The organism is Bowmanella pacifica, assembly GCF_014645355.1.
GTDB lineage: Bacteria > Pseudomonadota > Gammaproteobacteria > Enterobacterales > Alteromonadaceae > Bowmanella > Bowmanella pacifica.
Window position 1 is genome coordinate 129,216 of the sequence record NZ_BMLS01000004.1, and the last position, 25,073, is coordinate 154,288.

General features: G+C 50.4%; 27 protein-coding genes. 8 read left to right on the plus strand and 19 right to left on the minus strand.

The genetic code is table 11. The features are described 5' to 3' along the window. Window position 1: 1 nt before the first annotated feature. From IEX02_RS13390 to pilM, 15 genes are all read right to left on the minus strand, one after another. The gene (locus IEX02_RS13390; protein WP_188696071.1) at window positions 2-874 is read right to left on the minus strand and encodes a PulJ/GspJ family protein; all 873 of its coding nucleotides are present in this window, start codon (window positions 872-874) and stop codon (window positions 2-4) included. Window position 875: 1 nt separating this feature from the next. Next, window positions 876-1,466 (minus strand): type IV pilus modification PilV family protein, encoded by a 591-nt coding sequence (locus IEX02_RS13395; RefSeq protein ID WP_188696073.1) that lies wholly within the window; start codon window positions 1,464-1,466, stop codon window positions 876-878. After that, the gene (locus IEX02_RS20525) at window positions 1,453-2,019 is read right to left on the minus strand and encodes a type II secretion system protein (RefSeq protein ID WP_308422500.1); all 567 of its coding nucleotides are present in this window, start codon (window positions 2,017-2,019) and stop codon (window positions 1,453-1,455) included. Before IEX02_RS20525 ends, IEX02_RS13395 begins: the two co-directional genes overlap by 14 nt. A 34-nt stretch (window positions 2,020-2,053) precedes the next feature. Then, window positions 2,054-2,599 (minus strand): prepilin-type N-terminal cleavage/methylation domain-containing protein, encoded by a 546-nt coding sequence (locus tag IEX02_RS20530; protein WP_188696077.1) that lies wholly within the window; start codon window positions 2,597-2,599, stop codon window positions 2,054-2,056. Window positions 2,600-2,692: 93 nt separating this feature from the next. Further along, on the minus strand, window positions 2,693-3,286 hold the full coding sequence (locus IEX02_RS13410; protein ID WP_229702222.1) for a prepilin-type N-terminal cleavage/methylation domain-containing protein: 594 nt from the start codon (window positions 3,284-3,286) through the stop codon (window positions 2,693-2,695). 49 nt (window positions 3,287-3,335) lie between these two features. After that, entirely contained in the window at window positions 3,336-3,842 is a 507-nt protein-coding gene (locus IEX02_RS13415; RefSeq protein ID WP_188696082.1) for a hypothetical protein, read from the minus strand. 1 nt (window position 3,843) lies between these two features. After that, window positions 3,844-5,058 (minus strand): type II secretion system F family protein, encoded by a 1,215-nt coding sequence (locus IEX02_RS13420; RefSeq protein WP_188696085.1) that lies wholly within the window; start codon window positions 5,056-5,058, stop codon window positions 3,844-3,846. Window position 5,059: 1 nt separating this feature from the next. Then, window positions 5,060-6,793, minus strand: coding sequence for a GspE/PulE family protein (locus IEX02_RS13425; protein WP_188696088.1), 1,734 nt, complete (start codon window positions 6,791-6,793; stop codon window positions 5,060-5,062). 2 nt (window positions 6,794-6,795) lie between these two features. Continuing rightward, a complete protein-coding gene (locus IEX02_RS13430; RefSeq protein ID WP_188696092.1) occupies window positions 6,796-7,836 on the minus strand; it encodes a tetratricopeptide repeat protein in 1,041 nt (346 codons plus the stop codon). Beyond that, entirely contained in the window at window positions 7,833-8,741 is a 909-nt protein-coding gene (locus IEX02_RS13435; protein WP_188696095.1) for an ExeA family protein, read from the minus strand. Before IEX02_RS13435 ends, IEX02_RS13430 begins: the two co-directional genes overlap by 4 nt. A 2-nt stretch (window positions 8,742-8,743) precedes the next feature. Then, complete coding sequence (mshL, locus tag IEX02_RS13440) at window positions 8,744-10,405, minus strand: pilus (MSHA type) biogenesis protein MshL (protein WP_188696098.1); 1,662 nt, start codon at window positions 10,403-10,405, stop codon at window positions 8,744-8,746. Further along, window positions 10,395-10,724, minus strand: coding sequence for a hypothetical protein (locus IEX02_RS13445; RefSeq protein ID WP_188696101.1), 330 nt, complete (start codon window positions 10,722-10,724; stop codon window positions 10,395-10,397). Before IEX02_RS13445 ends, mshL begins: the two co-directional genes overlap by 11 nt. After that, entirely contained in the window at window positions 10,724-11,368 is a 645-nt protein-coding gene (locus IEX02_RS13450) for a type II secretion system protein GspM (RefSeq protein ID WP_188696104.1), read from the minus strand. The genes IEX02_RS13445 and IEX02_RS13450 overlap by 1 nt, the downstream gene beginning before the upstream one ends. Beyond that, window positions 11,361-11,963 (minus strand): PilN domain-containing protein, encoded by a 603-nt coding sequence (locus tag IEX02_RS13455; protein WP_188696107.1) that lies wholly within the window; start codon window positions 11,961-11,963, stop codon window positions 11,361-11,363. Before IEX02_RS13455 ends, IEX02_RS13450 begins: the two co-directional genes overlap by 8 nt. Further along, window positions 11,960-12,868 carry a type IV pilus biogenesis protein PilM gene (gene pilM / locus IEX02_RS13460; RefSeq protein ID WP_188696110.1) on the minus strand — a complete coding sequence of 303 codons (909 nt, stop codon included), beginning with the start codon at window positions 12,866-12,868 and terminating at the stop codon, window positions 11,960-11,962. Before pilM ends, IEX02_RS13455 begins: the two co-directional genes overlap by 4 nt. Window positions 12,869-13,100: 232 nt before the next feature. Between pilM and IEX02_RS20600 the strand changes: the two genes are divergently transcribed. From IEX02_RS20600 to IEX02_RS13485, 5 genes are all read left to right on the plus strand, one after another. Further along, a complete protein-coding gene (locus IEX02_RS20600) occupies window positions 13,101-13,316 on the plus strand; it encodes a YgaP family membrane protein (protein ID WP_373285009.1) in 216 nt (71 codons plus the stop codon). Then, window positions 13,309-13,830 carry an RNA polymerase sigma factor gene (locus tag IEX02_RS13470; protein WP_188696116.1) on the plus strand — a complete coding sequence of 174 codons (522 nt, stop codon included), beginning with the start codon at window positions 13,309-13,311 and terminating at the stop codon, window positions 13,828-13,830. The genes IEX02_RS20600 and IEX02_RS13470 overlap by 8 nt, the downstream gene beginning before the upstream one ends. A gap of 316 nt (window positions 13,831-14,146) precedes the next feature. Next, window positions 14,147-15,289 carry an FtsX-like permease family protein gene (locus IEX02_RS13475; protein ID WP_188696118.1) on the plus strand — a complete coding sequence of 381 codons (1,143 nt, stop codon included), beginning with the start codon at window positions 14,147-14,149 and terminating at the stop codon, window positions 15,287-15,289. After that, window positions 15,286-15,996 (plus strand): ABC transporter ATP-binding protein, encoded by a 711-nt coding sequence (locus tag IEX02_RS13480; protein WP_188696121.1) that lies wholly within the window; start codon window positions 15,286-15,288, stop codon window positions 15,994-15,996. The genes IEX02_RS13475 and IEX02_RS13480 overlap by 4 nt, the downstream gene beginning before the upstream one ends. Beyond that, entirely contained in the window at window positions 15,993-16,931 is a 939-nt protein-coding gene (locus tag IEX02_RS13485) for an HlyD family secretion protein (RefSeq protein ID WP_188696124.1), read from the plus strand. The genes IEX02_RS13480 and IEX02_RS13485 overlap by 4 nt, the downstream gene beginning before the upstream one ends. A 105-nt stretch (window positions 16,932-17,036) precedes the next feature. On the opposite strand, the gene IEX02_RS13490 is transcribed toward IEX02_RS13485, so the two are convergent. Both IEX02_RS13490 and IEX02_RS13495 read right to left on the minus strand, forming a co-directional pair. Continuing rightward, complete coding sequence (locus IEX02_RS13490; RefSeq protein WP_188696126.1) at window positions 17,037-17,645, minus strand: single-stranded DNA-binding protein; 609 nt, start codon at window positions 17,643-17,645, stop codon at window positions 17,037-17,039. 60 nt (window positions 17,646-17,705) lie between these two features. Continuing rightward, on the minus strand, window positions 17,706-19,058 hold the full coding sequence (locus tag IEX02_RS13495; RefSeq protein WP_188696129.1) for an MFS transporter: 1,353 nt from the start codon (window positions 19,056-19,058) through the stop codon (window positions 17,706-17,708). A 238-nt stretch (window positions 19,059-19,296) separates the two neighbouring features. Between IEX02_RS13495 and uvrA the strand changes: the two genes are divergently transcribed. The 3 genes from uvrA to IEX02_RS13510 all read left to right on the plus strand — a co-directional run bounded on the left by uvrA (window position 19,297) and on the right by IEX02_RS13510 (window position 23,292). Beyond that, window positions 19,297-22,122, plus strand: a complete 2,826-nt coding sequence (gene uvrA / locus IEX02_RS13500; protein WP_188696132.1) for an excinuclease ABC subunit UvrA — start codon at window positions 19,297-19,299, stop codon at window positions 22,120-22,122. Between the two features lie 76 nt (window positions 22,123-22,198). After that, the gene (locus IEX02_RS13505; protein WP_188696135.1) at window positions 22,199-22,597 is read left to right on the plus strand and encodes an acyl-CoA thioesterase; all 399 of its coding nucleotides are present in this window, start codon (window positions 22,199-22,201) and stop codon (window positions 22,595-22,597) included. Next, window positions 22,594-23,292 (plus strand): 2OG-Fe(II) oxygenase, encoded by a 699-nt coding sequence (locus tag IEX02_RS13510; protein ID WP_188696138.1) that lies wholly within the window; start codon window positions 22,594-22,596, stop codon window positions 23,290-23,292. The genes IEX02_RS13505 and IEX02_RS13510 overlap by 4 nt, the downstream gene beginning before the upstream one ends. A 32-nt stretch (window positions 23,293-23,324) precedes the next feature. Here the strand turns inward: IEX02_RS13510 and IEX02_RS13515 are convergent, their stop codons facing one another. Together IEX02_RS13515 and IEX02_RS13520 are read right to left on the minus strand one after the other, a co-directional pair. Beyond that, the gene (locus IEX02_RS13515) at window positions 23,325-23,783 is read right to left on the minus strand and encodes a DUF3299 domain-containing protein (RefSeq protein ID WP_188696140.1); all 459 of its coding nucleotides are present in this window, start codon (window positions 23,781-23,783) and stop codon (window positions 23,325-23,327) included. Window positions 23,784-23,787: 4 nt separating this feature from the next. Next, window positions 23,788-25,005: an MFS transporter gene (locus IEX02_RS13520; protein WP_188696143.1), complete on the minus strand. Its 1,218-nt coding sequence runs from the start codon at window positions 25,003-25,005 to the stop codon at window positions 23,788-23,790. Window positions 25,006-25,073: the final 68 nt, after the last annotated feature.

A 25,073-nucleotide genomic window follows, 5' to 3' on the forward strand; every position in this document is an offset into this window, starting at 1 on the left:
ATCAGGGCACATTGGGCACCTGCACTTCATAATGATAGGAGAGGATTTCCTCGTTTAGCATAAAACGCAGCCGAATCTGTACCAGCGCATTACGGGTTAAGGTGGCCGGCAGCACTTTGAAGGGCAGCTCATCATCGGCCGCCACCAGTGAGTATGGGTGTACACTTTTGGCCATTAATGACTCAGTATCGTTCCGAATCTTAGTAATATTGGCATTACTGTTGGTCGGGCTCGATAGATAGCCATAATCTTGATAACGATACAGCCAAGTATCACTTTCGCCACCATCACGCCAGAAGCAATAAGCAACCGGCTGACCACCTATATAAAAACGAGAGGAGGGAGAGTCGGTGGTAAATAGCGCTTGGCTTACCAAATTGATGGTCATCAAATTATCAGTATCCGGGCCGCTGATATTAAGAACAGGATATTGCACTCTGGGCGACGCGGTTGAATTGTAAACCTTCGCTGAAGTAATGGGATAAACCAACAAGCGATCGTCACTTGCCGCGCTGTAGTCATCGCTTTCTGCACTCAGACTTAACACCTTAACTTCTGATGCAGCGAGTTCCGGTGCCACCGGCACATCCAGATAAAAACCGCTCCATTTAATCGGCACAAATTCAATACAATGGCTGTTATTGCTATTGGCCTGGCGGGTACGAATACTGTTGGGCACGGCATTGCGCAGCTCGCGGCTTAAACGCTCCACCACAAAACGCGCTTCACTAAGCAGTTGATCGCGCTCGGTAGCATCCACATAAATACGGGTGCCCATACCAATAAAGCTGAACACCGCTAAAGACACCACGCCTAAAATGGTGATCACCACCACCATTTCCATCAGGGTAAAGCCGCGTTTTCTGGCCAGCATATCAGTAGTTCCCCCGATAGGTGGAAAACACTATAGGCTGTCCCATAGGGGTAGTTACCGTCAGGGTAATCAGCTTTAGGTTACCTATACCAGCGTCCGCTTGACCGTCCATATTCTGGTCATAAAACACCTGTACCCCAAGCATAAAGCCCTGATAAAGCGCGATATCATCCTTGAGTAACGAGGCATCTGCGGTGGCAGCATTAAAAATGGCCGCGGCACTTAGCCCGTCCAGACACAGATAATCATCCACATCATCGTACAGGTCTTTGTTCGTCCCGCCTTCTTCGCAGCCTAAGGCCGCTGGTTGCGTGCACAATTCATCGGCTTGAATACCGTCTTCGGGCCTGTCTGCATCTTCTCCGCAGCGCAGTAACCCGCCGGCACGATCTGAATGCTCGTCAAACGCGCGTCCACTGATTTCATTTAATAATGACTGGCCAAGCTGCGCTGCTCTGGCCTGAAGAATAGGTTCTACACTGCGACTGGCCTGCGGCAAAATCAGGCTGCTAATCAAGGTCAGGGCGACGGCAAAGGCGGTAATACCTATCACCATCTCCATCAGGGTAAAGCCCCTGCTATTGGCAGGCATGGATATAGCCCTCAGCCTCAATACAAACTTCGGTGGTAATAGCACCGCTAATCTGCACCCGACAAGTCGAACCACAAACAGGTTTCGGACTTATAGGGTTGACCGGACGACCAAAACTGTCAAAGCCAATATGCTCAAGACTAGTTGCGTCATCTAAAACCGATAGTTGTATCCCTTCACTACTCAGTTCGCCACTGCTGCTGCGCAGATATTCCGGGGTCAGGGTGCCGACCAAAGTGCTGCAGGTTCTGGCCATCTGGCCGACATCACCATTTAAGGCATAAGCCAGGTCAGCTTGTGTCGCGGAAGTATGAGTAAAGTCAGGCGGACCAAAATCCGTGGCGGTAAAATTAACCTGAAAACAATAACCCGGCCGGGTATCTTGCATGGCGCGGGTTTGCATATTGCGTAGCGAGGCAATAATCCTGGCCTGCACTGTATATTCCACCACACCGTCTTTACCAGCAAAGCGGCTGACAGCAGAAACCGCCAGTACCCCCAGAACAATGATCACAATAATCAATTCCAGTAAGGTAAAACCGGCGGTTTTCATAATACATTTCCCACTCAGCCGAATAGGTAATGAACTAGCATTCGGTGTCAACGACACCAATGGAAGGTTTACTGCCTGTAGTAGTCAGCTCGTTGCTGTAATAAACGAAGCATTGGTCATTACCTGCACTGGACGTATCAGCACTAGGCGCTGTGTAACCAGCAGGATAAATAACCAAAGCACCTTCGGTAGCGCCTATATCTGCAGTCCCGGAATTATTCGTGTCTACGCCAGCGGACAAAAAAATGGTTTTGAATTCATCGATATTCAGTTCCAGTAAGTCAGCCCACTGTGCTGCCGTGCCGGTTGGATAGCCGTAGTTAAGACTAATAGTTTGGCCATTTACTGTAATAGTTGGCGCAGGTGTTGCACCTGATGCACTGCCCTGGTTACCGGCAATCAAGGATTTGCCATACACACCGGAGATGGCCGTTTCAATAGATGCCTTCACACCTTGCAGCGTAGCACCCCGAGCATCAGACTGAATATCAATAAACTTAGGTGCTGCAGTCACCGCCAGAATGCCCAAAATCACGATCACAATGATCAGCTCAATTAATGTAAAACCTCGTTGTTTCATATCACTTACCCCTTTTAAAACAATCTCTTAGTATATCTCTTAGGTTATATTGCCACTTTCTTTTACAAAAGCAGTATCTTATTCGCCGCCCTCTTAAGGGCGACTAAATACAATTACCTGACCAATGCGTGGGTCATAAACAAAGCCGTCGCCTACCGTGTTGTCTGTTGGCGCGGCCTGGCGATTCTTCACCGACTGGGTCAAATAGTAATAACACACGTCATTCCCCCCTGAACCGGCACCGTCACCTGCCCGGGTATAATAGCGATAGTTAGCAAAAGGTTTTTGATTCCAATCATCTGTAATGGTCGGGGCGCTTTGCATAATCAAATTAAAAATGCTCACACAGTCCAAATCCGTGATTGCATCATCTTCCGAGCTATTGTCATTGGCCAGTTCGCCGCTCGGGTAACCGGTATTCTTATCTATGCCAATCTGAATCCCTCCCACCGTCACAAAGGTGGCATTGGTACCACTGTTTTCAGATGGCCGACCTTCCAGCTCCCACTGTGCCCGAATCAGGCCGACGCCGGTAGCAAAGCCACCCGCTACGCCTTCAACCGTGGCATTTTGTGCATCATCTGTGACTTCCAGCATGCGTGGTAAGGCCACCGCGGCCAGCAATCCCAAAACCACCACCACAATAACCAGTTCGATTAAGGTAAAGCCCCGGTGTTGATTGTGCATTCTCATTTTGCTCCCATCCCCTTGTTGGTGGCGTTGATACCCGGTGTGGTTATTGTTTAATAACCTGGCCGGTGTAGATCCTGTATTCAAAATATGGCCCGGTCGACAATCTGAATCTACAGGTGCTATCCAGTGCCTTGCCTGTTAGTTTTACACCGTCAAAGTACTCGCCATACAACTTAAAACTTTGTACTTCCATGGGTACGTTCAGTACAGCCTGCCACAGCCCGGCGCAACCTTCGCTGGTTGGTTCAACCCTCGGCCAGCCAATATGGCTCATGGCGATAGGCCGCCGGTCTACTTCCTTGCCCTGGCTGTTATAGCGAATTTGCAATATCCGGGCTGGGCGACCTTCGGCTTCCCATTGCCATTTAGCCGCCACCACAGCTTCAGCCATCTCATCGGCCAGCATATCCAGGCTAATCTTTTTGACATCGTCTTCACTGTCATTCAGGTACCAGATGAAAAACACCATCAGCAAAGCAAAGATCACCACGATGATGATTTGAATCAGCAGACGTTGCAGATTGTTTTCACTGACAGACTGATCGCTCATCTCATCCCCCCCGGTAAGCCCTGGCCATATCCCACATGGGAGTGAAGATCCCCAGTGCCAGCACAAGTACCATGACCGCCACAATGCCAATCAAAATAGGTTCAATCTTGGCAGTCAGGCTTTTTAGATCGTATTCCACTTCACGTTCATAGAACTCTGCAACATCGGTTAGCAGCTCGTCCACCCGGCCGGTTTCTTCCCCAACGCTGATCATTTGCAATACCAAGGGAGTGAAAAGTTTGCTGCCAGCGCAGACTCGGGACAGGCTCTCACCTTTTTCTATATTGCGGCGCATATCAATGATCTGCTTCGCCATGTATTTATTATCCACCGCATCCGCCACCAGATTTAGCGCATGAGTTAGAGGCACGCCGGCACGGGTCATCATGGCGAAACTGCGGGCAAAGCGCGATAATAACGAACGGCGTAATATACTGCCGACCGCATACAATCTCAGTTTATATCTGTCCCAGTTAAAGGCGCCTTGCGTGCTTTTCAGGTAACGCCGTAACAAAAACCAACCCCCAGTCACGGCTAATAACATCCAGTGCCAGTAGTGCACGAACAAATTCGACATGCCGATAAGTATTTTGGTCATAGTGGGCAAATCTGCACCCAATTTGGCAAACATGCCGGCAAAGGTGGGGATTACCCAGATATTCATAATCACCAGGGCGAGAACAATGGCTATCAGTACAAACATGGGATAGCGGGTTGCCGCTTTGATTTGTTTGCGCGTTTCCTGTTCACGTTCCAGATATTGCGCCAGTAGGCGAAAGGCTTCATCCAAGCGACCGGTGTTTTCCCCCACATGCACCACGCTGACAAACAGACTGTTAAACACCCGGCTATGGCGATGCAAGGCATTAGACAGCGAGTGCCCCCGTTCCAGGTGCTCTACCACATCCTGCAATGCTTCCCGCATGCGTATTGAACTGCTGCTTTCTGCCAGGCCACCTATGGCGCGCAGAATGGGAATACCGGATTTGGTTAACGAATACATCTGCCGGGCAAAGATCACCAGTTCATCCAGCCCCACCCTGGGTTGAAACCAGGCTATCCGTCGCTGGCTTTTTTCCGCGCTGGCCTGAATAACAATAGGTACCAGATCCCGATTCAGCAGCACCTGAGCAGCGCTGGACTGATCCTGGGCATCCACAGTGCCGGTTTGCATAGCACCCTCTCGGGTGCGGGCCTGGTAATCAAACTGGGGCATATTAGCTAATTGCCTCCCCTTGCTGCGCCGGTGTCTGTTCGTCAACCACCATCTCGACCAGTTTCAACACTTCTTCAACTGTTGTCAGGCCTTGCCTGGCATAATCCAGCGCCGCCTTTGAGAGTGGTTGATAACCGCGACAATGTTTGGCCGCCTGGCTGAAACCGTTAGTGTCTGCGACCTTAAGGGCACTCATCATGCTTTCGGTCATTTCCAGTAATTCAAATACCCCGACACGGCCGCGGTAGCCGGTTTGATGGCATTCATCACAGCCTCTGCCACGCTTAAACGTAATACTGCCAACATCATTGGCCAGACTGCCCAGCCAGAATAATTCATCTCTATCCGGCTGGTAAGGTTCGGCGCAGTGCGGACAAACCCGCCTGACCAAACGCTGCGCCACAATAGCCCGTAGCGAACTGGCCACCAGGTAACCGGGCGCGCCCATATCCAATAAGCGCACGGCACTGCTGACGGCGTCATTGGTGTGTAAAGTGGACAACACCAAATGCCCTGTCAGTGCACCACGCAAACCAATCTCGGCGGTTTCATGGTCACGCATCTCACCCACCATGATGACATCCGGATCCTGACGCAAGGTCGTACGCAGCACATTAGAGAAAGTCAGGCCTATCTTATGGTTTATCTGCACCTGATTGATGCGTGGTAAGCGATATTCCACCGGGTCTTCCACGGTAATGATCTTCACCCCTGGCTGATTCAACTCGCTTAAGGCGCCATACAAGGTGGTGGTTTTCCCTGAGCCTGTGGGGCCGGTAACCAGCACCATACCATGTGGGCGCTTAAGCAGTTGGCGGAAACGGTGCAACATGGCTTCTGGCATACCGGTTTCTTCCAGGGCCAGTAAGCCGGCGGACTGATCCAATAAACGCATCACCACAGACTCACCATGCTGAACCGGCATAGTGGAAAGACGCACATCAATATGGTGGCCTTTTACCTTGATATGGGTGCGCCCGTCCTGAGGCAGACGTTTCTCAGAAATATCCAGGCCGGACATCAGCTTTAAGCGCAGTACCAAGGCCGAGGCAATATTGCTTTCTTTAATCAGGTTTTCCTGCAGCACCCCATCCACCCGCAAGCGAATACGCAGCATCTGTTCATCGGGCTCAATATGAATATCCGATGCCTGCATTTGTACGGCATCCTCAAAAATCGACTTGAGCAGCCTGGCCACGGCGGTATCTTCTTCCTCCGCGCCCATGTCGGCAAAATCAAACTCGGTAGCTTCCCTATGCTCGCTGGCCAATTCCTGGGCAAAAGAGGCGATGTCTTCGGTGCGTCGATAATGCCGGTCAAAGGCAGACAACAACTGCGACTCCCGCACAACGGCGACCCGGATTGGCTTTTTCAGTAAGTTAGCCAGGGTGTCCAACGCCGCCAAATCCGCCGGATCGCTCATGCCCACCAGCACGTACTCAGGATTATTATCCAGCACTAGCGCCCGATACCGGCGAGCCTGCACTTCGGGTAACAACTTGATGGCATCTGGCTGCAGTGACCTTGTACTGATATCAATAAAGGGCACATTTAACTGCTGGGATAAGAAGGTCAGCAGTTGAGTCTCGCTGACCAAGCCAAGATCGGTCAGTGTATGGCCCAACTTGCGGCCGGACTGGCGCTGGGCCGTCAGGGCTTGTTGCAGTTGTTCCTCGCTGATCACCCCTTCATGTACCAACAAATCACCTAGGCGCATTTTAAGCTTGGGCTGCATACTTAGTTTCCTCCCAAGGCATTTAGGCGCTGCACAACAAAGCTTTGCAGCGATGCATTGAGCTGAGCACTATGGCGCAGCCACTGATAATGTTCGCGGGCCAGGTCTGCTTCACCACTTTGGTCCAGGCTGACTGCCAGCCCCATACGCCATTCCACTCTTTGCGGCTGGTATTGGCTTAACAGCCTGTAATCCTCAACGGCCAAGGGTAGCTCTGCGGCTTGCTGTGCTAACTGTGCACGCAAGGCGAAATAATCTGCATCAGCCAAAATTGACGGCTGATGCTGCTTCAATAGGGCCAGCGCTTCGGTTTGGCGCTGCTCGGCAACCAACATACGCGCCAACATCAATCTAACAGAAGGGGTCTGTTCAAAGCGCGCCACGCCGTCTTGGAGTAATTGTTTCGCGCTGTCACGTTGCCCAAGCCCATACATGAGTTCCGCCAGACGTAAACGCACCGCATGCTGGTGAGGCCTTATCTGTAACATCTCGGCTAACAGCTTTTGCGCTGACTCAAACTGGTTTTGTGCCAGCGCCTGCCGAGCCCTTTCACGCAGCCCGGCCCATTGCATATCTTGTTCGGATGCAGGCTTGGAAATACTCAATTTACCCTGAGATGCAGGCCGTTCTTGCTCTGCGAATGCAGGTGCAGGTGCAGGTGCAGGTGCAGGTGCAGGCAAAGATTCAAGCGCAGGCAGTGCATTTTGGCTCACCGGCGGTGCGACAGGTTCGGATGGCGGAACAAACTCCGGCAACAACTCTGGCTTAGTTGCCTGAGGCGGTGCAACCGGCACTTCAGCTTGGTTGTTGGTGACCACTGCCGCCGGCCTCTCGACCACTGAAACAGGGGGAGCCTTCACCTCGCGATCTAACCATTGTGGAACCAGCCAATAGCCAAGCACCAACACCAGGCCTAAAGGCAGTACCCCAAACACCCACCATACACTGCGACGTGGTGCCGGGGGCTGGTATTCGGCCTGCACACCACCTGGCGCTGACTGGCGGCTTTCCAGGTCCCTGAGCATTTTATTGACAACGCTCATAGCCACCTCAGCCAAAACCAGTAACCCGCCCCTAGCAACAACACACCAGCCAGTAAAGAAAACAACAAGGGCCAGGCTAGTCTGGTGGAAGATTGAATCGCCGCCTCGGTATCTTGTACCGCCAGTTGCATATGGGTAGGTGTAACCTGCATTTTGCCCTCACCAAATGCCAGCATCAGCGCTTTGTGACAAAGCACATTCACCAGCCTGGGCGTTCCCTGGGAAGCGCGGAATAGCTTTTTGCAGCAAGCGGCACTGAATACGTCGCCGCCACGATAACCGGCAACCTGCATACGATGGCGCACATACTGGGTAAGCTGATCTAAGTCCATGACAGATAGCTGATAACTAAAGCCGATACGCTGCTTGAGTTGGCGCAGCTCCGGCAAGGCCAGTTTCGTATCCAATTCAGGTTGACCAAACAATACCACCTGCAAAAGCTTTTGGGACTCGGTTTCCAGGTTACTGAACAAGCGCAAGGCTTCAATACTCTCAACCGGCAGTGCCTGGGCTTCATCGATGATCAGTACAGCGGCCTGGCCCTGACGATGAATATCGATAAGACGCTGCTGGATACGCTGAGTAAATTCCTGTTGGTCAACAGGGCCATCAAAAATCACCCCCAGCTCCCTGGCCACCGCCAACCTTAACTCAGCAGGTGATAGGTAAGGGTTGGGAATGTAGGCCGAAACAAAGTGATCCGGTAATTCATTCAACAGCTTACGACACAGCAGAGTTTTACCTGTGCCCACTTCGCCGGTCACCTTGATAAAGCCCTCACCGGTTTTCAGTGCCAAGGTCAGTACTTCAATGGCTTGCTTATGACTGGGCAGGCCGAAGTAGTAGCTGGTATTTGGCGTTAGCGTAAAAGGCAGTTCCCGTAAGCCGAAATGGTACAAGTACATACTCAGTTCTCACTGATCCAATCACGCACCTGATCGCGGCTTTGCATCAACTGCTTACGCCAGGTATCCGGTCCGACGACCGTCGGTTTAAGTAAAATAACCAGCTCTTTTTTCTGCTCCACTTCGCGACGATTTTTGAATAGTTCGCCCAACACAGGAATGCTACCCAGCACAGGGGTTTTAGAATGATTTTCACTGATGATGGTCTGCATCAAACCGCCAATCACCACGATTTCACCGGAACGGGCATGAATAATAGTATCGGACTCACGAATATTGCTTTGTGCCAAGGGCAGGACAAAACGTTCTTCGTTTAGGGTAACCACCTTCTCCTGCTCTTCGGTTTCAATCACCGAGGGATGCACATGCAGCAGTACGCCACCTTCCTCATCAATTTGCGGTGTCACATCCAGCGCGATACCCGAGAAAAAGGGCGTGAGTTCAATATTTGGCGTCACTGCCGTGGTGGACGAGCTGATGGTGCTTTGACTGGACACATCGGTAACGAAATACTCATCGTCCCCGACTTTAATCACCGCTTTTTGATTATTGGTGGCCGTGACTCTGGGACTGGACAATACCTGCATATTGCCTTGTGAAGACAACAAACTCAGGACGCTGGAAAAGCTGTTCGTTCCAAATGCAATACTGGTAATGCCACCGAGACTGGCGGACAGGTCATTGCCCACGTCCATACCCGAAAAGCTGATTGGGCCTGTGCGTGTGCTGAAATTCAACTTACTCCAATCAATACCTTGTTGATACTCATCATTCAGCGTGACCTCAATAATCCGTGCTTCAAGCACCACCTGGCGCTGAATGGTCTGCTGGGAACGAGCCAGAAACTCTCCCACAGCGCGAAGCTCATCAGGCATAGCCCTGACAGTAACCAAACCGGCCTGGGGTGAGACGATCACGCTACGCCCCTCCTGCCCACCAACCAGAGTCATTAGGGCCTCTTTCAGATCTTTCCAGAAGTTGGTTTGCGTGCGGGTCAGTATGTTGGTGCCGTTAATGTTATTGCTGGCATTCACATTATTGCTGTATTGGTTTCCGCCGGTTTGGCTGTTGCCACCAAAATTATTCAGACCACCATTGTTTGCGCGGTTATTGTTGTTATCAAACTGAGAAACACCACCGGACATAATGCTCGACTGTGTGCTGCCATCACGGGTCATCAGCAGATAATTCACCGTGAAGGTTTCAGTACGTATACCCGATGGATAAACACGAAATACGTTACCACTGCGCTGAATATCGTAGCCGTACATTTCCTCGCTCAAGTTGAGGGCTTCTTGCAAGGTAACCTGTTTCAAATCCAGTGAAATAGCACCCTGTACCTGGGGATGAATGGCCACACTGAAGGGCGTTCCTTCTACCAGGCCACTGAAAAACACGGCGGCGGCCACCTGCTCGGCTTTCACATCAAACCGTTCTTCACTAAACAGGCTTGGCTGCTGCTCGTTAACGCCCGCACCGCCAGCCAATAACGCAGAAACAGCGTCAGGCACCTGAGTAAGAGGCGCACTAACCGAATGGCTCTGAGCGGCTTGTTCATCAACGGCATCCTGTATATGTGCAGCGGCAGTCTGGCCACCATCGTTGCTTTGACAGGCAACCAGCAAGCTCCACCCAACAAGCAGTAATAAGGGCTTAAAATTCATCTGCTTTGTCCTTTACCTTGGTATTGTTTAGCGTCAACACGCGCGTCTGACCTTGCTCGTCAAAATGTACCGCACCCGCTTCTATCGCTGTCACAACAAAATTTCCCAATTTATCCCCAACATGCACAATACGCTGATTAACAATGGCGTAACGCCGCCCTTCGGCGACAAATATGGCGCTGACCCGCAGCGACGACAAACCTGGCTCAGATAGCGAACCTTGTTCTTGCTGTAGGATCAGCGGCCTCGTCGGATCTCGCAGCACCTTATTATCTGCACTCAACAACAAGGCGATATAAGCAGAAGTCAGAATCACCATTACACTCCCACAAAAGCCTTACCCGTACTCAGGGTATAAAGTTCCAAACGCAATCTGGCCTTAGGATAGTCTGCCACTTCATAGTCAAAGCTTTGCCAGTAAAACTGCCAGGGCAATGATTGCAAATGTTGCAGGTATTCCTGAATGGCGAAGTAACGTCCTTCCACCACCAGCACCAATCCTTGTTGGTAGAGGCTCAATTCTGACGAGGCCATCTTCTGGTTCATAACACTGACTGGGGGCTGTGAGCTTAATTCGATCAACTTCAGTTCGGGATGCTTTGCCAACAATTGTTGCAGCACTTCCTTCATTCGCTTGGCGGGAATAAGCTGGCCGGTCTGCTCTGCCAAAGTCTGACGCAAGGCATCTTGCTCCATCAGCAGGGCATCAATACGCTGATTTAACGGCGCATCCGGATCGATATTGGCCGCCAGCAACTCACTCAACTGTTGCTGTAAGCCGTGACCTTGACTCACCTTGCGCCCATGCTCAGCCTGCAGTGCCTGTAACGCTGTAACGCTTGGACCGAGTAACAGATACCAACCGCCATACAAAAGCAAAAACAATCCTGCCAACATCATCCAAACCCGTTCTCGCACCGAACGAGACAAAAAGGCTTCACTGAGCTTCTGAGCGCTATTCATCTGCCACCTTTTGCTGACCTGGAAACGCGGAACTCAACACAAATTGCAGGTTATCTTGTGTATCGCGGGTCAGCGTTACATTAGAAAACTCTTTGCCTTGAAAGTAAGGAGACTGAGACAACCTGTCCAACCAGGCTGGTAAGGCTTCACTTTGTTGTACGCCACCTTGTAAATACATCTGGGTGCCTCTGACCTGAATCTGATTCAGCCAGATACCGTCCTCGTGGTACTTCGCCAGCTCCAACATAAAGGTCGCATACCCAGGCGCCCCGCTATCCTTCTGTTGCAGTAAATTCTGAATCTGCTTAAGCGTATCAACTTGTTCCTGTAATCCCACCACCCGTCTGGCGAGCTCCTCACTGGGCTCTCTTGCCAGCAACTGCTGTTGTGATGCGATCTGTGTACGCTGATGTTGTAATCGTTGTCCGGCTTGTTGTTCAACCACCTGCCAATAAGCCAGCTGTCGCTCGGCATACCCCCATCCCAGCAACAACAAGATTACGACTAACGCCCAAACCAATAGCATAAAGGGTAACGTTAACAGCACATATCGGGGGCGCATCTCCTCTGAGTAAAGGTTTACACTAAACTTCATTCGCCCGTCCCTCGCTGCTGGCGCATCGCCGCCCCAAGGCTGGTCAAACTGCCAGATGAGAAACTCAGCCCATCGGCATGGGCAAGGTTAGGCTCAATGATTTGCGTGTCCAGCAGGGTTGCTTCCTGAAGTAGTTGAGCCAACTCGGCCATAAAAGGCGTATCGATGCAGAGCAACAGCTTTCTAACCGGTGCCTGGCGTAACTGGCTGTCGAAATAATCCATAGAGCGCTGAATTTCCAGGCTCAGGCTATCTGCCACACCTTGATGGATCTGCTCCAATCCATAACTGCTAAGTTGTTCATAGCCACGTAAGCGACGGGTAAAATACAGTTTGCTGTCTTTAATGATATTAAGTGAAATGGCTTCTCCCGGCTCTTGCAACAAGGTGATTTGCGCATCCTGGTGAGGCTCAAGCAAGTCACATTGGCTAAGCTCTTCTATGCCGATTGTGGCAAGTTGCAGCCCGGCCTTGGCAATGCCCTGAACAACGTCCTCAACCAGGCTCTTGGGTACGGCGACCACGTTAATCTTGTTGGTTCCCGTTGGCTGAGCTGGCATATCAAAATAATCCACCTGCATCTCGTCCTGAGTAGCAAGCAGCTCCCGCACCGACCAGCTCAAAGCTGGCACTATCTCCAATTCAGGTACGGGTGGGCGATCAACCTGTAGTAACTGGTAACGGTTGGTAGAGAAAACCAAATGGCAGGGCGTGTTAGCGGCGCGGTGATTCTCAACCCAGAGGGTCAGGGCGGCAACCCAATCGTGAGAATCCATTTTATGTTGGTCCAGCCAATAAGGCTGACCTTCTTTTAATCCCAATAGCGACAACATGACACCATGCTGGCCAAACTCCAGACCAACCGAAAAATAGGCAGTTGATTTACGCCAACTGCTTGTTAACACATCCTTCCACCCAAGGTGCATCATGTCGCTACTGTATTATTGTAATTTCCGTTAATTAAATCAGACATTTAGCCATTTCACCAGACTTTCCGCGGGTTTGCGGCTCCCCTTTGTCACTTTCTCTGCGCCAAATCAACTTAAGAAAAAGTTTTTACTGATCCGAATCGTTTTGGCGCCTTGCTTCCTCTTTCCCCAGACATTGCACAACTAAATAATAGGAGGAAATATCCTGTTGTATGTAAAGAATGTTCCTAATGTGGAACGATTTGTTCGCATGGTAGTGGGCCTGATGATATGTACCGGTGCATTTATATGGCTGACAACACCCTGGAGCTGGGTCATTGCCTCCACGGGATTTGTGGCCATGCTCTCCGGCCTATTCGGTTTTTGTCCGGCATGCTCGCTACTAGGCAGAAAAGGACAAGGAGCAAATAAAACGAATGAATGAAGCGGATATAAAGCTACTCAATGCAGCACGTCTGGGGCAGCCACAAGCCCTAAGCGGTTTGCTGCAGCGCTATCAACCCGATGTACGTCGCTACGCCAAGCGTCACTGCCTGAGCAGCGATGTAGAGGACGCCATACAAGAGAGCCTGATTATTCTGTCGCGCAATGTCTCTGCCATCCGCATGGTAGCGGCGTTGTCGGGTTGGTTGTTTAAAGTGGTACAAAGAGAGTGCCAGCGGCTGGGACGCAAAGCGTTCCGTCTCACATCTGTAGAGGAGGAAACGCTTGAACGCATGCTCGCCAGCCGGGATGACTTAGCCTTACATCTGGAGCTTCAGCAAGCACTAGAGTCGCTGCCCAATCATTACCGGGAGATGCTATTGTTGCGTGATTTTTATGAATTCAGCCTTAGTGAAATTGCCGAACAAACCGGCTTAACTGTGGCCGCGAGCAAAAGCCGCCTGCACCGTGCACGCAGTCTGGTCCGAGAATATCTGCTTAGCGATAGTCAATAAAAAGGCCTCTGTTGAGGCCTTATTTAGAATACTAATAACCAATATTTGGCACCCCAAAAGCATCAGCTTTTTCGATAAAAAAACACAGCTCACCCAAACACTGCTTGCCACACTGACCAACGAATAGCATTGCTTTTGCAAGATGAATATCAAAAAAATAAATTCGATAGTTTTTTATTGGTGGAATGTGAAGCAATGTTTCAGCATGATGGCAGAATCATCTACTACTGATGGCGCTGTTTTCCTAATGTGTAATAGAACCACCAGTTATATTCTAAATGGGCCGGTCATGGATGGAAGTAAGTAGAAAGGATTTATGATTGCAACCGCAAGCCTAAGGGTAGATTGGCGTCGTTTCGTTGCCATTATTGGCATATTAGCCATGAGTGGCGTTTTGTTTATGATGAAGGCCAGCGCCATACTTAACCAAGTGGATGGAAACGTCTGGCTGGCAAACGATAGTCGCGCTGATCTCATAGTTAAATATCAAAGTGACAACCTGTCGAAGGTATTTAATTGGGATTTTTCAGAAAGCGATACCGATATTTTCTACACCCATCCCAACATAGAACAAGTACAAATAGTTCCTAAGCCTTCCGGTGCAGAGTACCGATTGGTGTCTGGAAGCGTGGCGGAATATGTGCATTTACTCGCTTTCGCCCCACAGCAAAATAGCCTTTCGCTTCCTTATAGTGTCAGCAAATCCGAACGGGCAGCGCTTGAAATGCATAAGACCTTTTTAGCGCCGAAGTCGTTTGTCATAGCCCATGATGCCCAAATAGGTGATGAATTTATCTTCGTTGACAACCAGGATGATAGTGTAGAAGAGGCTTGGACATTAGTTGGTGAATTCAGCACAGAAGTTACCCCTGATTGGACAGTACTTATCACTTCTCCACATTCACTAAGCTCCACCCCTGGCTACAGTTTGATTGCCATTGCACTCAAAGATGACAGTCTCCAAGAACAGACGATGGCAGAGCTAAACACCTTGTTAACTCGGTATGCTAAGCCGTTTACTGTCGTGAAACGTGCCGATTTGAGAGTCGAGGCAAGAAAGAAGGCGCTGCTTTCAAGAACAATGCAGGTCTTTGTGATTAATGCGATTGTACCTCTCGCCATCTTCAATCTCGTTACCATAGTGCTCATCATGCGGGCTAACTTATTTAGTCAGATACGGGAGTTTGGCACCTTACATGCGCTGGGCTTCACCAAGTTTGATTTAGCCAAGATTGCGATGGAGCAAGGCCTCTGGCTTGGGGCTGGGGCGATTGTACTCTCTACTGGCTTATTCTATGTTGTTGCCTTTATCTGGCAGCAATTCTTTGGCTTTTCCGTGCAATTGTCCGCCTTGATCTTCTTTGCCAGCGCTATACAGATTATGTTTCTGGCTATTCTGGGCGGAGCATTGTCAATCGGCATCCTTAAAAAGGTGGAATTGACGAGTCTGTTACGATGAATAAAAAAGCCACACTAATAGTAGAGAAGCTAAATAAATCATATATATCGAGAAATGAGCAGGTCATGGCGATGGACAATATTCACCTTGAATTGACGCCATCCAGCTTCAACATACTGACAGGCCCCTCGGGCGCAGGAAAGTCATCCTTGCTCTCCTCCTTAGGTGGTTTGCTCCCTCCGGATAGCGGCAATGTGTGTTTTGAAGGTAAGAATATTTGGGATTTGTCAGCCAAACAGCTATGCCAGCATCGCTTAAATAACTGCAGCTATATTTTTCAAGATGCCAATTTACATCCTTGTTTAACCGCAATAGAGCAAGTCATTATTTTGTTGAGAAAAAAGGGCGTCAGCAAGCAAGATGCAAAACTAATAGCAGAACAACAGTTGACTGAGATTGGTTTGGGCAACAAGCTAAACTTGCTACCTAATCAGCTTTCTGGCGGTGAAAAGCAGAGGGTGACCATTGCTCGTGCAATAGCTTCGTCGGCGAAGTTGATTTTTGCTGATGAGCCAACATCTAGTCTGGATTCTAAAAACACCGAGCATGTTGTCGAATTATTACTCAACACCGCCCTAAAACATGACGCCATTATTTTTTGTGCCACCCACGACGAAAGAGTATTAGCACACGCACATCGAATTCTTCATATGGAATCGGGAAAAATTCAGTCAGATACCAATACCCTTGAACAGGATAAGTTATGAGCATAAGCCGGCGTTCTGTAAAGCCTTTTATATTCGCTGTAGCCTTAGTGAGCGGCATGGGCACTCTAGTACCAACCACTGCAATATCGGCGCATGCAAGTACAACCGAAGAGGAGCTTAGCAAAAAACTCCTCTATACGGCTGTAGGCTCAGGGGTTATTGATGTTGAAGGAGGTATTCATAACGTGTCTGCCAACCTCTCCGGCATCACAATGGCAGTGCAGGTCAAGATTGGAGAGCGAGTTAAAAAGGGCCAAGCGCTAGCACGACAAAATGATCTGGCCGAACAGGTTACGTTAGCGAAAGAAATTAAAAAGGTGGAGCGGTTAAAACGACAAATTGCGTTAGGAAAGGTACGTATAGAAAGGGCGGAGCAGGAACTGGGACGCTTGAAACCTTTAGTCGACAATGGCGTTATGATTGCCCTGGAATATCAACGAAGTGAAGACCAATTGTTTGCGTTTAAAATCGACAATGAGAATAGGCTTTCAGAGATTGCCTCGGCTAATGATGAAATTGAGTTACTTAAGTTCAATATTGAGCAGCGTATTATCCGCTCCCCGGTTAATGGCGTTATTGCAGATATCACCGCTAAGGTGGGATATGGGTCTTCAACCGAAAATATTTCATCCTTATTCTCGATCATTCCAGATACCGAAAAAATAGTGCATGCACAGATAGATATAGGTGCGCTAAAGGATATTTATCAAGGACAAAACGCTATTGTGTCGTCCAAGCTAAATTCAAATGAATTCTATCAAGCAAAAGTTGATCGGATTGCCAGATATATAGAACTTCCAGGCAAAGAAAAAGATGAAAAGGAGCAGCCCAGCTTCAGTCAAAAAGTGAAGGTTTACTTAACTTTGGTAGATAAAGATATGCCTTTGATGATTGGGCAAAATGTGCAAATACGCTTTTTAAAAAACGCGAGTTAAAAGCGGCCATCATTTTTAATCCCAATTGCGTACTGAGCAATCCAAATAAAAAACCCTGTAAAAACAGGGTTTTTCAACAAAAATACTTTTATATTCTTATATCCATCAGAACGGAATATCGTCATCGAAGTCAAAGTCCGGCTCAGGCATAGAGCTGTTGGACTGTTGCTGAGCTGGCGGGTTTTGCGCTGATGGATTTTGCTGACCACGGCCCTGATTAGCATTTTGCTGATACTGGTTACCCTGGTATTGATTGCCTTGTTGATATTGGTTCTGCTGAGGCTGTGCAAAGCCTTGGCTTTGACCACCGGCTGAAGCCTGCTGCTGTCCCTGAGACTGGCGAGGCTGATATTGACCGCCGCCTTCCTGGCCACCTGAACGGCTGCCCAGCATTTGCATCTGATCGGCAATAATTTCCGTGGTGTAACGATCCTGGCCGCTTTGGTCCTGCCACTTACGAGTTTGCAGTTTGCCTTCCACATACACCTGGCTGCCCTTACGCAGATACTCACCGGCCACTTCGGCCAGGCGACGATACATGGTAATACGGTGCCATTCGGTACGTTCCTGGATTTGACCACTCTGATCTTTCCAGCTCTCTGATGTGGCCAGGGTCAGGTTGGCTACTGCGTTGCCGTTGGGCATGTAACGCACTTCCGGATCTTGGCCCAGATTACCCACCAGAATGACTTTGTTGACGCCTTTGCTCGCCATAATTGCTCCTCTTAATCGCTGTTCCGGCAAATTGGCCGCAGCGTCACTTTAGTATGTAGTTTAACTTATAATGCCCAACTGCTGCCGAGCTTGCTGCAGGTTGAATTCGCGGCTGTCCACTTTGAGATACAGAACCTGCTCATCCTCAACCAAGGTAATGTCTCTGACTCCTGCCATGCGGCTAACCAGCGCCAGACTATCCTGAACAGACATCGCCTCGCTGTTCAGGTTCAATGAATAACGTTTCAGATGGATACTACCACCACCTATGCCACGAATCAGCCCCAGCCAGACCAGGCATAACAAAGCCGCCAGCATATAACTGAATTGCTCGTTGGCATACTGGTTTAACAACCCCGACAAGGCCCCGCCAACAAAAGCCCCGAAGAACTGAAAACTCGCATAGGCGCCCATGGCCGAACCTTTTTTACCTGCCGGCGCCAGGCTCGATACCATAGCCGGCAAATTGGCTTCCAGGTAATTAAAGCCGGTAAAAAATAGCCAGCAAAACAACAATAAAGCCATCAGTGGCGCCTGCAACCAGGCCATGGCTGCCAGACTCAAGCCAAGTAGCACAATGCTCAGATTGATCACAGGACCTTGTTTGCCCTGTTTACCAAAGCGCATCAATACCGCCATAGCCAGCACAGACAACAGCAGTACCGGCAGATACAGCATCCAGTGGTCAGTAAGCGGCCAGTCCAGCCCCACCAGGCGTTTGGGCAGGTTGACAAACATCAGCGTCATCAGCAAGTGCAACAAAGCCACGCTGATATTCAGTCGTAGCAAGGATTTGTCGGCAAGCAAGCTCCCCACATCGGCAAGCTTAGGTAAGGTATCCCCGCTGGGAGAGAGATTCTGCGCACTTGGCACCACAAATAAGACCAGCGGAATACAGGCAATAGCGGCGACCGCGGTAAACCAGAATATCCCTTGCAGGCCAGATTGTTCAGCCAGCAGAGGCCCCAGCAGCAGCGCCAGATAAAAAGAAAAACCGATGGCAATGCCGATAATGGCCATGACTTTAGGGCGCTGATTTTCACGGCTGATATCACCGGCCAGTGCCATTACCGCACCGGCAACTGCACCCGCACCTTGCAAAATTCTACCGATCACCACCCATTGCAAGGTCTCGGCCTGTGCTGCCACCAAACTGCCTAATGCAAAACAGCTTAATCCCAGCACAATCACAGGTTTGCGCCCCAGCCTGTCAGACAGCAGGCCCATAGGTATTTGCAACAGCGCCTGGGTCAGACCATAACCACCGATAGCCAGTCCAACCAATAACGGTGAATAGTCCGGATAACTGACCGCCAATACGGCCAATACCGGCATCACCATAAACAGGCCCAGCATACGCAACACATAAACGGTGGCCAGGGAGAAGGCCCCACGCAATTCGGTATTATTCACAGCAGATCGGTGTTTTCTAACGGGTTTTCATTCCGGAACCGCCAGCGGTTCCAACTCGGCCGCGCAGTGTAGCACAGCCAGCCCTGAGGCTGAACGAAATTACTGAATTCCCCCACAGTTAGCACTGGCTCGCCGGTTTCAGCGCTTCCCAGCCAATTCAGCAATAATTTTGTTCGTTTCCGGTAGGGCTGTTATGCAATACTAGGGGTTTTCTTTTCCCTGCTCAGGTGTGGTTTTTGTGGACAAAATAGAAGTACGTGGCGCGCGCACTCATAACCTTAAGAACATCAGTGTAACCCTGCCCAGGGATAAGCTGATTGTAATCACCGGTTTGTCCGGTTCAGGCAAATCGTCATTGGCATTCGACACCTTGTATGCCGAGGGACAGCGCCGTTACGTAGAATCCCTGTCTGCCTATGCGCGCCAGTTCCTATCCATGATGGAAAAGCCCGATGTAGACCATATTGAAGGGCTGTCGCCAGCCATCTCCATAGAGCAGAAGTCCACCTCGCATAATCCGCGTTCAACCGTGGGCACTATCACCGAAATCTACGATTATCTGCGCTTGCTGTTTGCCCGGGTCGGTGAGCCGCGCTGTCCGGAGCATAATGTGCCCTTGGATGCTCAGACTATCAGCCAGATGGTAGACAAGGTGCTGGCCATGGAAGAAGGCGCCAAGCTGATGTTGCTGGCCCCTGTGGTACAAGAGCGTAAGGGTGAACATATTAAAACCCTGGAAAGTCTGGCCGCGCAGGGCTTTATTCGCGCCCGTATCGACGGTGAAATCTGTGATTTATCTGATCCCCCCGCCCTGGATCTGCATAAAAAACACACCATCGAAGTGGTGGTAGACAGATTCAAGGTGCGTGATGATTTGCAGCTTCGTCTGGCCGAGTCGTTTGAAACGGCTTTGGGTTTATCCGGTGGTACCGCCAAAATCGCCTGGATGGATGCGCCCGACAAACAAGAAATTGTTTTTTCTGCCAACTTTGCCTGCCCCCACTGCGGTTACAGCATGGCAGAGCTGGAACCGCGACTGTTTTCCTTTAACAACCCAGCCGGTGCCTGTCAGACCTGCGACGGCCTGGGTACCCGACAGTTTTTTGATGCCAGCAAGGTAATAGTTAACGAAGAGCTGAGTCTGGCCGGGGGTGCCATTCGTGGCTGGGACAAACGCAGCTACTACTATTTTCAGATGCTGCAGGCGGTCGCCGAGCACTATCAGTTCGACCTAACCAAGCCCTTTAATGAGCTGGACGCCAAGGCCCGTGATGTGGTGCTAAACGGCAGTAAGGGCACATCCATTAAATTTCGCTACATTAACGACCGCGGTGATGTAATGGAGCGTAAGCACCCTTTTGAAGGGATCTTGCCCAACATGGAGCGTCGTTATCGTGAAACCGAGTCCAATGCGGTGCGCGAAGAGCTGGCCAAATACCTCAGCCAGCAACCTTGTGGTAGCTGCGGTGGTACCCGTTTGCGATTAGAAGCGCGAAACGTCTTTATCAACGAAACCCGCCTGCCCACAGTCACCGATATGTCCATCGCCGAAGCGCTGGCGTTTTTCGAAAGTATGGCGCTGACCGGCAAGCGGGCACAGATTGCCGAAAAGATTCTGAAAGAAATCAGTGACCGCCTGAACTTCCTGGTCAATGTGGGCTTAAATTATTTGTCCATGTCACGCAGTGCCGACACCTTATCCGGCGGTGAGGCCCAGCGCATTCGTCTGGCCAGCCAGATTGGCGCTGGCTTGGTCGGCGTAATGTACGTACTGGACGAGCCCAGTATCGGCTTGCACCAACGGGATAATGAGCGTCTGCTCAGTACCCTGATCCACCTGCGCGATCTGGGTAATACCGTGATTGTGGTAGAGCACGATGAAGACGCCATCCGCGAGGCCGATTATATTCTGGATATCGGCCCAGGTGCTGGTGTACACGGCGGCGAAATAGTTGCCGAAGGCAGCCTGGAAGACATAAAACAAAGCGAGCATTCACTTACCGGAAAATACCTGTCAGGAAGGGAAAGAATTGAGGTGCCTGCCACCCGTAACCAGAACCCCGATAACCTGTGGCTTGAACTGGACGGTGCCACGGGCAATAACCTTAAAGAGGTGAACCTACGCCTGCCTATTGGCCTGATGACTTGTGTTACCGGTGTGTCTGGCTCGGGTAAATCCACTCTGATCAACGACACCTTATATGTTATCGCCCACAAAGAGCTGAATGGCGCCACAGTGGGCGAGCCTTCGCCTTACCAGGCCGTGCGCGGTATGGAACATCTGGACAAAGTCGTAGATATCGACCAAAGCCCAATAGGCCGTACACCCCGCTCTAACCCGGCCACCTATGCCGGACTTTTTACCCCTATTCGTGAGCTGTTTTCTGGCACCCAGGAAGCGCGTTCCCGTGGCTATAAACCAGGGCGTTTCAGCTTTAACGTTAAGGGCGGTCGCTGCGAAGCTTGTCAGGGCGACGGCGTAATCAAAGTGGAAATGCACTTCCTGCCGGACATTTATGTGCCTTGCGATGTATGTAAAGGCAAACGCTACAACCGTGAAACCCTGGAAGTGAGATACAAGAACAAGAATATTCAGGAAGTACTGGATATGACGGTGGAAGACGCCCGCGAGTTCTTCGATGCCATTCCGGCGCTGGCCAGAAAACTGCAAACCCTGATGGATGTGGGCTTGTCCTATATCCGCCTGGGGCAAAGTGCCACTACCCTATCCGGTGGTGAAGCACAGCGGGTTAAACTGGCCAGAGAACTGTCCAAGCGGGATACCGGCAAGACTCTGTATATATTGGATGAACCCACCACAGGTTTGCACTTCCACGATATCAAACAACTGTTGCAGGTTCTGCATCGCTTGCGCGACCATGGCAATACTGTGGTGGTTATCGAACATAATCTGGATGTGATTAAAACCGCCGACTGGATTGTGGACCTTGGCCCGGAAGGTGGCAGCGGCGGTGGGCAAATTATCGCCCAAGGCACACCAGAGCAGGTGGCAGATACAGCCGTATCCCATACCGGTCGGTTCCTTAAACCTATGCTGGGGTAGCAGTTAACCCCGGCAACGAATCTGCAGGGTCGGTTTTGACCACAAGTCACCGCCCTGCCATTGGAAGGGAAAGCAGATGTTAAGCCAGGAATTTGAAGTACGCTTTTACGAAACCGACGCTCTGCGCCATGTCAGCAATACCGTTCTGGCCGGGTGGTTTGAAGCCGCCCGCGAACCTATCTTTCGTATCTTTACCCCCAAGCTGGATTTAGCAAACTGGCCGCTGATTCTGGCCAGTTACAAAATCGATTTTCTCAAGCAGATCTTCTACGGCAAAGCCGTGACGGTAAAAACCGGTATCAGCCGCATCGGCAACAGCTCGTTTGTGGTCTACCAGGAAGTTTGGCAGGACGGTCAGCAGTGCGCCTCAGGGCAGACCACTATGGTGCATTTTGACTATGCCAGCCAAGCCTCAGCGGCTATTCCTGACGCTGTCCGAACACAACTGCAGACTCTGTTGGTAGAAGCTGCATGAGTCAGTTTATTGAAGTTATCGACCATGCGCTGCCCGCCGAGCTCTGTCAGGCACTGGTCAGACAAATAGATAGCAGTCCCCATCGCAGTGCCGGGCGCACCGGTGGCGGTGTAGATACCAGCAAGAAAGTCAGTGAAGATGTGTCTATTACCCGCCACTCTGAGTTCTCGGCCCTACTGCCACAGGTGCTTGAGGCTACCAGTAGTCATGTGATGGCTTATTTTGCCAAGTACTTCTTTGCCCTGATTGGCCCTATCGGCCTGACCGTGCGTCACCCGCAAACCGGTGAGCCGGTAACACTGACCGCCGACAATTTTGACGAGGTTGGTCGGCCTAACCTCAGCAATCTGGTGCAGTACCTGTTTCGTTTGGGTGATATCAACGCGCAAAAATACCCAGCCAGACGTGGAGGCTACCCCTACTGGCATTCCGAGGTGTATCCGCAGTCGGGAGATAACGACGCACTGCATCGCATCCTGTTGTTTATGTTTTATCTGAACGATGTGGAGGAAGGTGGCGAAACGGATTTCTATTATCAGGAAATGTCCATACGCCCCAAAGCGGGCAGAATGGTGATTGCACCGGCATATTTTACCCACACCCACCGAGGGCAAATACCACGCAGCAACGACAAATATATTCTGACGTCCTGGGTGCTGTTCAACCGCGCCGAGCTTATTTATACCGGCGGCTGAACAATCTCAACCGCCACTACAAACCAGAAGACTTACTCGTAAGCTTCGACTTTAACGCCCTGCAGGCTATAGCCGACGGTGGCAATATCACCACTCCAGCCTTTAGTGGACAAAGTACCAGTAATCCACACCGCATCGTACAAACTTTCCACTGGTGTGCCTTTTTCAAATTTCACGTACACAATCTGATTCGGCGGCGGTGGCGGTACATGGATACAGGCGCCAAAATAGGGTACCAGCAGGAACTCAGTCAGTTTGTCATCGTCCCCTTCCAGCGGTACCACAAAGCCAGGAATGCGCACCTGTTGACCATCCAGTTCCTGCACCACGGGGGCATCCAGGTTCATCTGTGCCATGCTATCACCGTCATGGCTGACATTCTGATCCGGCGCGATATAGCCCGAGGGCACCATATCTTCCCAATACAGGTCTTTGACCTCTGCCATCGCCAGCATGGGTAGCAAACCAAAGATCACTAACAGTTTTCTCATCACTTCATACCTTCTCTACAACCATGTCCGGCTGATTCGCCCAGCCAAACGGATTCTTACGCACTTCATTTCCCGGCATGGGCAGGGCCGGAATATTTAATGACAATATCAATGAGCAACAGGCAAAACCTGCGCCAACAAAAAACACCATACTGGGAGACACCAACCATACCATACCCAGTACCGCTGGGATCACCACCGCCGCAATATGATTAATGGTAAAGCTCACCCCAGATGTAGAAGCAATATCCCGCGGGTCGGCTATTTTCTGAAAATAGGTCTTCATGGCAATGGCCATGGCAAACAGCAAATGGTCAATAACATACAAGGTGGCCCCCAGCCAGGCCGTTTCCACCAAACCATAGCTGATAAACAACAAAATCAGTCCTACATACTCAACCACCAGCGCACGCCTTTCACCCACTCGCGCGATAAAGCGGCCTATGCTCGGGGCAAACAGCAAATTGAACACGTAATTGAGCATAAACAGCAGGCTGATCTCGCCGACGCTGTAGCCAAATTTTTCCACCATCATAAAAGCGGCAAAGACCACGAAAATCTGTCGTCGTGCACCACTAAAGAAGGTTAGGCAATAATACAGCCAATAACGGCGACGCATCACCAATTGCTTATGTTGGGTTGAAGGCTGGGAAAAACGCGGAAACAGTAACCACAAAGCCAATACGATCAATAAACCCGCTCCACCGGCCAACATATACATGGTGTTGTAGCTAATCCCCCACCATTCCATCAACACCCAGATGGCACCATAGGCCAAAAGCGACGCACAGCTTTTAACCGCCAACTGACGGCCCATAAACTCCGCAGTCTGTTTTTTATCCAGCCATTGCAAGGTCAGAGACTGATTGATGGTTTCAAAGTAGTGGAAGCCGATAGACATCAAAACGGTAGTGGCATACAAACCGTATTCGAATGGAAACCAACCAGTCAGCGCTATGCCGATGGACATCAACGCAAGCGAGATCAGCGCAAAGGTCTGCTCTTTGAGCACCAACAACACAAAGATAGCGGTAAAGGCCAAAAAGCCAGGAACCTCCCGCAGACTTTGTAAAATACCGATTTGCGCGCCGTTAAATTGCGCGGCGTCGATAACAAAGTTATTTAACAGCGCATTCCAGACCGAAAATGTCAGCGGCATAACAAAGGCCATAGCCAACAGCAAAAACTGCGGATTTTGGCGGATCGTTTGTAAGGATGGCATGAATGGCCCAGGGCCGTGACAACAGAAGGCAATTGTAGCCTTGGCGGCATAAAAAAGGCCAGCAAAGC

Excerpts from the sequence above, each read along its gene's own strand:
- IEX02_RS13415 (WP_188696082.1), bottom strand. The coding sequence starts at position 3,842 with ATGAGCGATCAGTCTGTCAGTGAAAACAATCTGCAACGTCTGCTGATT.
- IEX02_RS13475 (WP_188696118.1), top strand. The coding sequence starts at position 14,147 with ATGATTGCAACCGCAAGCCTAAGGGTAGATTGGCGTCGTTTCGTTGCC.
- IEX02_RS13390 (WP_188696071.1), bottom strand. The coding sequence starts at position 874 with ATGCTGGCCAGAAAACGCGGCTTTACCCTGATGGAAATGGTGGTGGTG.
- IEX02_RS13425 (WP_188696088.1), bottom strand. The coding sequence starts at position 6,793 with ATGCAGCCCAAGCTTAAAATGCGCCTAGGTGATTTGTTGGTACATGAA.
- IEX02_RS13395 (WP_188696073.1), bottom strand. The coding sequence starts at position 1,466 with ATGCCTGCCAATAGCAGGGGCTTTACCCTGATGGAGATGGTGATAGGT.
- IEX02_RS13455 (WP_188696107.1), bottom strand. The coding sequence starts at position 11,963 with ATGAAGTTTAGTGTAAACCTTTACTCAGAGGAGATGCGCCCCCGATAT.
- IEX02_RS13480 (WP_188696121.1), top strand. The coding sequence starts at position 15,286 with ATGAATAAAAAAGCCACACTAATAGTAGAGAAGCTAAATAAATCATAT.
- IEX02_RS13430 (WP_188696092.1), bottom strand. The coding sequence starts at position 7,836 with ATGAGCGTTGTCAATAAAATGCTCAGGGACCTGGAAAGCCGCCAGTCA.
- IEX02_RS13450 (WP_188696104.1), bottom strand. The coding sequence starts at position 11,368 with ATGAATAGCGCTCAGAAGCTCAGTGAAGCCTTTTTGTCTCGTTCGGTG.
- IEX02_RS13435 (WP_188696095.1), bottom strand. The coding sequence starts at position 8,741 with ATGTACTTGTACCATTTCGGCTTACGGGAACTGCCTTTTACGCTAACG.
- IEX02_RS13445 (WP_188696101.1), bottom strand. The coding sequence starts at position 10,724 with ATGGTGATTCTGACTTCTGCTTATATCGCCTTGTTGTTGAGTGCAGAT.
- IEX02_RS13470 (WP_188696116.1), top strand. The coding sequence starts at position 13,309 with ATGAATGAAGCGGATATAAAGCTACTCAATGCAGCACGTCTGGGGCAG.
- IEX02_RS20530 (WP_188696077.1), bottom strand. The coding sequence starts at position 2,599 with ATGAAACAACGAGGTTTTACATTAATTGAGCTGATCATTGTGATCGTG.
- IEX02_RS13420 (WP_188696085.1), bottom strand. The coding sequence starts at position 5,058 with ATGCCCCAGTTTGATTACCAGGCCCGCACCCGAGAGGGTGCTATGCAA.
- IEX02_RS20525 (WP_308422500.1), bottom strand. The coding sequence starts at position 2,019 with ATGAAAACCGCCGGTTTTACCTTACTGGAATTGATTATTGTGATCATT.
- IEX02_RS13490 (WP_188696126.1), bottom strand. The coding sequence starts at position 17,645 with ATGGCGAGCAAAGGCGTCAACAAAGTCATTCTGGTGGGTAATCTGGGC.
- IEX02_RS13515 (WP_188696140.1), bottom strand. The coding sequence starts at position 23,783 with ATGAGAAAACTGTTAGTGATCTTTGGTTTGCTACCCATGCTGGCGATG.
- mshL (WP_188696098.1), bottom strand. The coding sequence starts at position 10,405 with ATGAATTTTAAGCCCTTATTACTGCTTGTTGGGTGGAGCTTGCTGGTT.
- IEX02_RS13485 (WP_188696124.1), top strand. The coding sequence starts at position 15,993 with ATGAGCATAAGCCGGCGTTCTGTAAAGCCTTTTATATTCGCTGTAGCC.
- IEX02_RS13505 (WP_188696135.1), top strand. The coding sequence starts at position 22,199 with ATGTTAAGCCAGGAATTTGAAGTACGCTTTTACGAAACCGACGCTCTG.
- IEX02_RS13410 (WP_229702222.1), bottom strand. The coding sequence starts at position 3,286 with ATGCACAATCAACACCGGGGCTTTACCTTAATCGAACTGGTTATTGTG.
- IEX02_RS13520 (WP_188696143.1), bottom strand. The coding sequence starts at position 25,005 with ATGCCATCCTTACAAACGATCCGCCAAAATCCGCAGTTTTTGCTGTTG.
- IEX02_RS13510 (WP_188696138.1), top strand. The coding sequence starts at position 22,594 with ATGAGTCAGTTTATTGAAGTTATCGACCATGCGCTGCCCGCCGAGCTC.